Annotated in this window: 8 protein-coding genes and 1 pseudogene; 5 read left to right on the top strand and 4 right to left on the bottom strand. The window is 69.4% G+C overall.

Features of this window, described 5'->3' with window-relative positions; translation table 11 throughout:
- Positions 1 to 246: pseudogene (locus D183_RS0117105) on the bottom strand (sigma-54-dependent Fis family transcriptional regulator); the annotation flags it as partial.
- A 247-nt stretch (positions 247 to 493) separates the two neighbouring features.
- Here D183_RS0117105 and adh point away from each other — a divergent pair.
- The 3 genes from adh to D183_RS0117090 all read left to right on the top strand — a co-directional run bounded on the left by adh (position 494) and on the right by D183_RS0117090 (position 3,573).
- Positions 494 to 2,023 (top strand): aldehyde dehydrogenase, encoded by a 1,530-nt coding sequence (gene adh / locus D183_RS0117100; RefSeq protein ID WP_017910073.1) that lies wholly within the window; start codon positions 494 to 496, stop codon positions 2,021 to 2,023.
- A 126-nt stretch (positions 2,024 to 2,149) separates the two neighbouring features.
- Positions 2,150 to 3,178: an alcohol dehydrogenase AdhP gene (gene adhP / locus D183_RS0117095; protein ID WP_017910072.1), complete on the top strand. Its 1,029-nt coding sequence runs from the start codon at positions 2,150 to 2,152 to the stop codon at positions 3,176 to 3,178.
- The gene (locus D183_RS0117090; protein ID WP_017910071.1) at positions 3,178 to 3,573 is read left to right on the top strand and encodes a DUF779 domain-containing protein; all 396 of its coding nucleotides are present in this window, start codon (positions 3,178 to 3,180) and stop codon (positions 3,571 to 3,573) included. The genes adhP and D183_RS0117090 overlap by 1 nt, the downstream gene beginning before the upstream one ends.
- A gap of 229 nt (positions 3,574 to 3,802) precedes the next feature.
- Here the strand turns inward: D183_RS0117090 and D183_RS0117085 are convergent, their stop codons facing one another.
- Positions 3,803 to 4,105, bottom strand: coding sequence for a hypothetical protein (locus D183_RS0117085; RefSeq protein ID WP_026144577.1), 303 nt, complete (start codon positions 4,103 to 4,105; stop codon positions 3,803 to 3,805).
- Positions 4,106 to 4,263: 158 nt separating this feature from the next.
- Between D183_RS0117085 and D183_RS0117080 the strand changes: the two genes are divergently transcribed.
- Together D183_RS0117080 and ku are read left to right on the top strand one after the other, a co-directional pair.
- Positions 4,264 to 4,659 (top strand): hypothetical protein, encoded by a 396-nt coding sequence (locus tag D183_RS0117080; protein WP_017910069.1) that lies wholly within the window; start codon positions 4,264 to 4,266, stop codon positions 4,657 to 4,659.
- Positions 4,659 to 5,642, top strand: a complete 984-nt coding sequence (gene ku / locus D183_RS0117075) for a non-homologous end joining protein Ku (RefSeq protein WP_017910068.1) — start codon at positions 4,659 to 4,661, stop codon at positions 5,640 to 5,642. The genes D183_RS0117080 and ku overlap by 1 nt, the downstream gene beginning before the upstream one ends.
- A 41-nt stretch (positions 5,643 to 5,683) precedes the next feature.
- On the opposite strand, the gene lldD is transcribed toward ku, so the two are convergent.
- Both lldD and lldR read right to left on the bottom strand, forming a co-directional pair.
- Entirely contained in the window at positions 5,684 to 6,844 is a 1,161-nt protein-coding gene (gene lldD, locus D183_RS0117070; RefSeq protein ID WP_017910067.1) for an FMN-dependent L-lactate dehydrogenase LldD, read from the bottom strand.
- 13 nt (positions 6,845 to 6,857) lie between these two features.
- Positions 6,858 to 7,601 (bottom strand): transcriptional regulator LldR (lldR, locus tag D183_RS0117065; protein WP_017910066.1); only part of this gene is annotated, 744 nt, incomplete at its 5' end.

Below are 7,601 nucleotides of genomic sequence, written 5' to 3'. Positions count from 1 at the left end.
GGCCAGGCCTTCCAGTTCGGCGCGGGCCAGCCGCCACAGCCGCTCGTGCGCCTCGCGCAGGGCGCGCAGGCGCGAGGCTTCCAGCGGTTCGATCGCCGGCTTGGCGTCCGCGGCCAGGCCCAGGCGCTGGCAGCGCTGCCACGACTGCAGGATGGTGTCGGGCACCTGCCCGACCGGCGCGCCGCCGCGTTCGAAGAAGGCCCGCCGGGCCTGGCCGAGTTGGTGTTGCGAGGGGTGCTGCGCCATGTCCGGCTCCGCTGTCGCAGATTGCGACACCTGGTGATACGGGTGTTCCGATAAACAGCACATCCGCAGGCGCGGCGCAATCGACAGACGTGACGCGACGCAGCAAAACCGCAGGGGGTGCGTCGGTGTGTCGCGGTGCGACCGGGTGACGCGGCGCAGCACGCAAAACCTGGCATCGGACTTGCGCTTGTGCAGCTACCCGGACGGGCCTGCCCTGTCCTTCTCGACCGCCGAAGGAGACACCACGATGAATGCCGTCAGCACCGCCAAGCCGCATGCCACCGATCCGCAGTCCATCTTCAAGTCGCGCTACGGCAACTTCATCGGCGGCAAGTGGGTGGAGCCGAAGAGCGGGCAGTATTTCGACAACAGCACGCCGATCACCGGCAAGGTGTTCACCGCGGTGGCGCGCTCCAACGCCGAGGACATCGAGGCGGCGCTGGACGCCGCGCACGCCGCCAAGGACGCCTGGGGCAAGAGCTCCAGCACCGAGCGCAGCAACGTGCTGCTGAAGATCGCCGACCGCATCGAGCAGAACCTGGAGCTGCTGGCCTATGCCGAGACCTGGGACAACGGCAAGCCGGTGCGCGAGACGCTCAACGCCGACGTGCCGCTGTGCGTGGACCACTTCCGCTACTTCGCCGGCGCGGTGCGCGCCCAGGAAGGCGGCATCTCCGAGATCGACCACGACACCATCGCCTACCACTTCCACGAGCCGCTCGGCGTGGTCGGCCAGATCATCCCGTGGAACTTCCCGCTGCTGATGGCGTGCTGGAAGCTGGCGCCGGCGCTGGCCGCCGGCAACTGCGTGGTGATGAAGCCGGCCGAGCAGACCCCGGCCTCGATCCTGGTGCTGATGGAGGTGATCGGCGACCTGCTGCCGCCGGGCGTGCTCAACGTGGTCAACGGGTTCGGCCTGGAGGCGGGCAAGCCGCTGGCCAGCAACCCGCGCATCGCCAAGATCGCCTTCACCGGCGAGACCACCACCGGCCGGCTGATCATGCAGTACGCCAGCCAGAACCTGATCCCGGTGACGCTGGAGCTGGGCGGCAAGTCGCCCAACATCTTCTTCGCCGATGTGATGGCCGAGGACGACGACTTCCTCGACAAGGCGGTGGAAGGTTTCGTGCTGTTCGCCTTCAACCAGGGCGAGGTCTGTACCTGTCCGTCGCGCGCGCTGATCCAGGAGTCGATCTACGAGAAGTTCATGGAGAAGGTGCTCAAGCGGGTGGCGGCGATCAAGCAGGGCAATCCGCTCGATCCCAATACCATGGTCGGCGCGCAGGCCTCCAGCGAGCAGTTGGAGAAGATCCTGTCCTACATCGACATCGGCAAGCAGGAAGGCGCCGAGGTGCTGATCGGCGGCGAACGCAACGCGCTGGATGGCGAGCTGGCCGGCGGCTTCTACGTCAAGCCGACGGTGTTCAAGGGCCACAACAAGATGCGCGTGTTCCAGGAGGAGATCTTCGGCCCGGTGGTGTCGGTGACCACCTTCAAGGACGAGGCGGACGCGCTGGCGATCGCCAACGACACGCTGTACGGGCTGGGCGCCGGCGTGTGGAGCCGCGATGCCGCGCGGCTGTACCGCATGGGCCGCGCGATCCAGGCCGGGCGGGTGTGGACCAACTGCTACCACGCCTATCCGGCGCATGCCGCGTTCGGCGGCTACAAGCAGTCGGGCATCGGCCGCGAGAACCACAAGATGATGCTCGACCACTACCAGCAGACCAAGAACCTGCTGGTCAGCTACTCGCCGAAGGCGCTGGGCTTCTTCTGACCCGCCGGGCAGGGCGGCGGCACGCTGCCGGCGTGCCGTCGTCCGCCTGCGAACTGATCTGGATCAAGGCACTCCGTCGCCGGTCGCGCGATGGTGACAGTACCCGTTTTTCTCAGGAGCGTTGCGATGGACAAGACGATGAAAGCCGCCGTGGTGCGTGAGTTCGGCAAGCCATTGGTGATCGAGGAAGTGAAGGTGCCGCGGCCGCAGGCCGGCGACATCCTGGTCAAGATCGAAGCCTGCGGCGTGTGCCATACCGACCTGCATGCGGCCGAGGGCGACTGGCCGGTGAAACCGAACCCGCCGTTCATCCCCGGCCACGAGGGCGTGGGCCATGTGGTGGCGGTCGGCGCCGGCGTGGACCACGTCAGGGAAGGCGATCGCGTCGGCATTCCGTGGCTGTACTCGGCCTGCGGCCATTGCGAGCATTGCCTGGGCGGCTGGGAAACCCTGTGCGAGGCGCAGCAGAACACCGGCTACTCGGTCAACGGCGGCTTCGCCGAATATGCGCTGGCCAATGCCAACTACGTCGGCCACCTGCCGAAGAACATCGGCTTCGTCGAGGTCGCGCCGATCCTGTGCGCTGGCGTCACCGTGTACAAGGGCCTGAAGGTCACCGACACCCGGCCCGGCAACTGGGTGGTGATCTCCGGCATCGGCGGTCTCGGCCACATGGCGGTGCAGTACGCCAAGGCGATGGGCCTGAACGTGGCCGCGGTCGACGTGGACGACGCCAAGCTGGCGCTGGCCACGCGCCTGGGCGCGACGGTGACGGTGAATGCGCGCACCACCGATCCGGTCGCGTACCTGAAGAAGGAAATCGGTGGCGCGCACGGTGCGCTGGTCACCGCGGTGTCGCCGAAGGCGTTCGAGCAGGCCATCGGCATGGTCCGCCGCGGCGGCACCGTCTCGCTCAACGGGTTGCCGCCGGGCCAGTTCCCGCTGGACATCTTCGGCATGGTGCTCAACGGCGTGACCGTGCGCGGCTCGATCGTCGGCACGCGCCTGGACCTGCAGGAATCGCTGGAATTCGCCGAGCAGGGCAAGGTCGCCGCGACCGTGGCCACCGACACCCTGGACAACGTCAACGACGTGTTCACGCGCATGCACGCCGGCAAGATCGAAGGCCGCATCGTGCTGGACATGGCCGCCTGATGGACGCGTCCGCGCCCGCTGACGCGCTGCCGCCGCAGGTGCTGGCGACGCTGCCGGCCCTGCAGCTGATCGCCAAGCTGCGGGCGCGGCACGGCGCGCTGCTGTTCCACCAGTCGGGCGGCTGCTGCGATGGTTCCTCGCCGATGTGCTACCCGCAGGACGACTTCATCGTCGGCGACCGCGACGTGCTGCTCGGCGAGATCGGGCAGGCGCCGTTCTACATCAGCCCCTCGCAGTTCGCCTACTGGAAGCACACCCAGCTGATCATCGACGTCGTGCCCGGCCGCGGCGGCATGTTCTCGCTGGAGAACGGCGAGGGCGTGCGCTTCCTGGTGCGCTCGCGGCTGTTCAGCGACAGCGAGTACGCCGCGCTGGAGGCGGCGGGGAAGGTGTAGTGGCGGAAGGCACGCGGTGCAGCGAGATCTTCTGCACCGTGTTTCCGATCGTGTCGATGGAAGCGCTCACCTCCGCCCCTCCTTGTGGGAGGGACTTCAGTCCCGACTGCAGTGCAGTCGGACGCGCCGATGATGTCGCTCATCGCGGCTGATGTTGCAGTCGAGATTTGTTGAGGTGCCCTGAAATCACTTCCACACTGATGCTGGTCTAACGCCAGACTTCGATGCGCTACGACGCCTTCGGCGCCTTCGCCGGCACGAACGGCGACACCGGGTCGCTGGCGGGGAAGGTCTCTTCCAGGGCTTCGTCCTGGTTGGCGTCGGCATGCCGTCCGTGCGCGGTGTCCGGCGTGGAGTGCGCCGGCGTGTCCGGCGGGGCAGGGCGGTTCTCGCCGGTGCGCGGTTCGTGTTCGACGATGGTCTCGGGGCGGTCGCCGGCGCCGCGGTCTTCGCGGTCCTGCGTCTGGCGCTTGCCGCGCTGTTCGCCGGGGACGGGCGCGGCCTGGCGCAGCGGATCGGTGGGCGTGGACATGTCCGGTTCCTCCAGGGAATGGCGGAGGTCCAGTTCACCGCCGGCGCGGTGAAGCCATTGCGAATCGCGCATCCTCCACGGATCGGTCACGGGTCGCTAACGGCGGCAGCGCTACTGCTGCGCATCCCCCCGCCGACGTTGCCGCCCGGAGCCCTGCCATGCGCCCCAGCGACCGCCCCGACCCGCTGCTGTTCAACGCCCATCTGGATCCCTTGCCGAGCGCTTCGCCGCCGCGCCGCCGTGGTGCGGCACTGCGTCCGCACGACGCACCGGACTACCGCCGCTACAGCCTGGCCGACTACCGCCAGCGCCGCGCCCGCCACCGCACGCCGTGGCGCGACCTGTGCCCGGCCTACGCCTTCGCCCTGCAGACCCATGCCCGCGGCTGGCCGCGCGGGCCCGTTGCCGAGACCGAGGACGAACTGGCCGCGCACTGGGACCTGATGCGTGGCGACTCGCGGCTGGACTGGACCCAGGCGCGGCAGGTGATCGAGGATGCCTGGCAGGCGCTGGATCACCTGCCGGCGCAGGCCGCCGGCGTGGAGGCGCACTGATGCCGCGCCCGATCTGGACCGGCACGCTGTCCTTCGGCCTGCTCAACGTGCCGGTGTCGCTGATGTCCGGCGAACGCCGGATCGACCTGCACTTCCGCATGCTCGACGCGCGCGACAAGCGCCCGATCCGCTTCGAGCGGGTCAACGCCGACACCGGCGAGGAAGTGCCGTGGAAGGACATCGTCAAGGCCTACGAATACAGCAAGGGCAACTACGTGGTGGTCGAGCAGCAGGACATCGCCTCGGCCGCACCGGAAAGCCACGAGACGGTGGAAGTGGAGGCCTTCGTCGACGCCGCCGAGATCGACCTGCGCTATTTCGAGAAACCCTACGTGCTGGTGCCGGGCAAGAAGGCCGAGAAGGGCTACGTGTTGCTGCGCGAGACCCTGCGCAACACCGGCAAGGTCGGCATCGCGCGGGTGGTGATCCGCACCCGCGAGTATTTGTCGGCGGTGATGCCGCTGCAGGATGCGCTGGTGCTGATCCTGCTGCGCTACCCGCAGGAACTGGTCGACCTGGACGACTACATGCTGCCCAGCGGCAAGGCCGCCGACTACCGGATCAGCGCCAAGGAAACCGAGATGGCGGCGCAGCTGATCGATTCGATGTCCGGGCGCTGGGACCCCGATGCCTACCACGACGAGTTCCGCGAGCGACTGCACGCGGTGATCCAGAAACGGATCAAGGCGCAGGAGGGCACCACCCAGGTCGACGAGGATGCCGAGGCGCCGCAGCGCGAGGACGCCACCACCAACGTGGTCGACTTCATGTCGCTGCTGCAGAAGAGCCTGGACGCCAAGAAGCGCACGCCGGCCAGGCAGGACGAGCGCGTGCCGGTGCGCAAGACCGCGGCGAAGAAGAGCGGCAAGCCGGCCAAGAGCGCGGCCGGCAAGGCCAAGAAGGCGACGCGCGCCAAACCGGCGGCGGCCAAGAAGGCCAAGCCGGCTGCGCGCAAGGCCCCGGCACGACGCAAGGCCGGCTAGGGCAGGTCGGTCGCGGCGGTGCCAGGGCTGCCGCGACCGCTTTACGCCGAGACCATTCCCTCGCGCGTCACCTGCGCCAGCGACTCGCGCGAAATCGCCGCGATCGACTTGGCGCCGGTCAGGGTCATCGCCACCTGCATCTCCTTCTCGATCAGGCTCAGCAGATGCTCCACGCCGGCCTGGCCGGCGGCGGCCAGCGCGTAGACGAAGGCGCGGCCGAGCAGCACGGTGTCGGCGCCCAGCGCCAGCATGCGCACCACGTCCAGGCCGTTGCGCACGCCGGAGTCGGCCAGGATCTTCAGCTCTCCCTTCACCGCATCGGCGATCGCCGGCAACGCCCGCGCGCTGGACAGCACGCCGTCGAGCTGGCGCCCGCCATGGTTGGAAACGACGATGCCGTCGGCGCCGAACCGCACCGCATCGCGCGCATCGTCCGGATCGAGGATGCCCTTGATCACCATCGGCCCGGTCCAGAACTCGCGGATCCACTCCAGGTCCTTCCACGAAATCGACGGATCGAAGTTGGCGCCGAGCCAGCCGATGTAGTCGGCCAGCCCGGTGGGATGGCCGCGGTAGGTGGAGATGTTGCCCAGATCGTGCGGGCGCCCGCGCAGGCCCACGTCCCAGGCCCAGCGCGGATGGGTGACGGCCTGCAGCATGCGCCGCAGCGGCGCGTTGGGGCCGCTCATGCCCGAATGCGCGTCGCGGTAGCGCGCGCCCGGCACCGGCATGTCCACGGTGAACACCAGGGTGGTGACGCCCGCGGCCTTTGCCCGCTCCAGCGCGTTGCGCATGAAGCCGCGGTCCTTGAGCACGTACAGCTGGAACCACATCGGCCGGTCGATCGCCGGCGCCACTTCCTCGATCGGGCACACCGACACCGTGGACAGGGTGAACGGCACGCCCTTGGCCGCCGCCGCCCTGGCCGCCTGCACCTCGCCGCGGCGCGCGTACATGCCGGTCAGGCCCACCGGCCCCAGCGCCACCGGCAAGGCCAGGCGTTCGCCGAACAGCTCGGTGTGCAGGTCCAGCGCCGACATGTCGCGCAGCACGCGCTGGCGCAGGGCGATGTCGCTCAGGTCGGACACGTTGCGGCGCAGGGTGTGCTCGGCATAGGCGCCGCCGTCGATGTAGTGGAACAGGAACGGCGGCAGCTGGCGCTGCGCGGCGGCACGGTAGTCGGTGGAGGCGGAAATGATCATGGGGGCAGGGCGGTCAGGGAGAGGAGGGGAGGCGCGAGGCACGGGCGCGGCGCGCATCGTCCTCGTCGAGGGTGCGCAGCGCGCTGTGCACGAATTCCAGGTGGGCGTGCGCGGCGGCGCGTGCGCGTTCGGGGTCGCCGGCCAGGATCGCGTCGCGCAGGGCGCGGTGCTGGGCGAGCAGGGCGGAGAAGATGCGCGGCGATTCGAACAGCTGTTGCCGGCTCTGCGAGATGTTGGCCTGCAGCAGGTCGAACAGCCCGCGCATCACCTGCAGCAGCACCCGGTTGTGGGTGGCCTCGGCGATGGCCAGGTGGAAATCGGCGTCGGCGTGCGCCTGCGCCGCCGCATCGGCCTGCGCATGGGTCTGCAGCAGCGCCTCGTAGGCCGCCTCGATGCGCGCGCGGTCGTTGTCGGTGGCGCGCAGCGCCGCATGCCAGGCGGTGGCGCCTTCCAGCGCATGGCGCGCTTCCAGCACGTCGAAACGGTACTCCGGGTCGGCGTGCAGCAACGGCAGGAACGGCTGCAGCGGCGCCACCACCTGGTCTTCCGGGGTTGGCGGCCGTTGCACGTAGGTGCCGCCACCTACCCGGGCCCGCAGCAGCCCCTGGCTGGCGAGTTGGGCGATGGCCTCGCGCAGCACCGGGCGCGAGACGCCCAGTTCCGCGGCGAGGGCCCGCTCGGCGGGCAGGCGCGCGTCGACCGCCAGGCCGCGTTGCGCGATCAGCGTGCGCAACTGCGCGGCGACCCGGTCGCTGAG

This window comes from Xanthomonas sp. SHU 199 (assembly GCF_000364665.1).
Classification (GTDB): domain Bacteria; phylum Pseudomonadota; class Gammaproteobacteria; order Xanthomonadales; family Xanthomonadaceae; genus Xanthomonas_A; species Xanthomonas_A sontii.
This window is presented reverse-complemented; position numbering and strand designations above follow the sequence as displayed.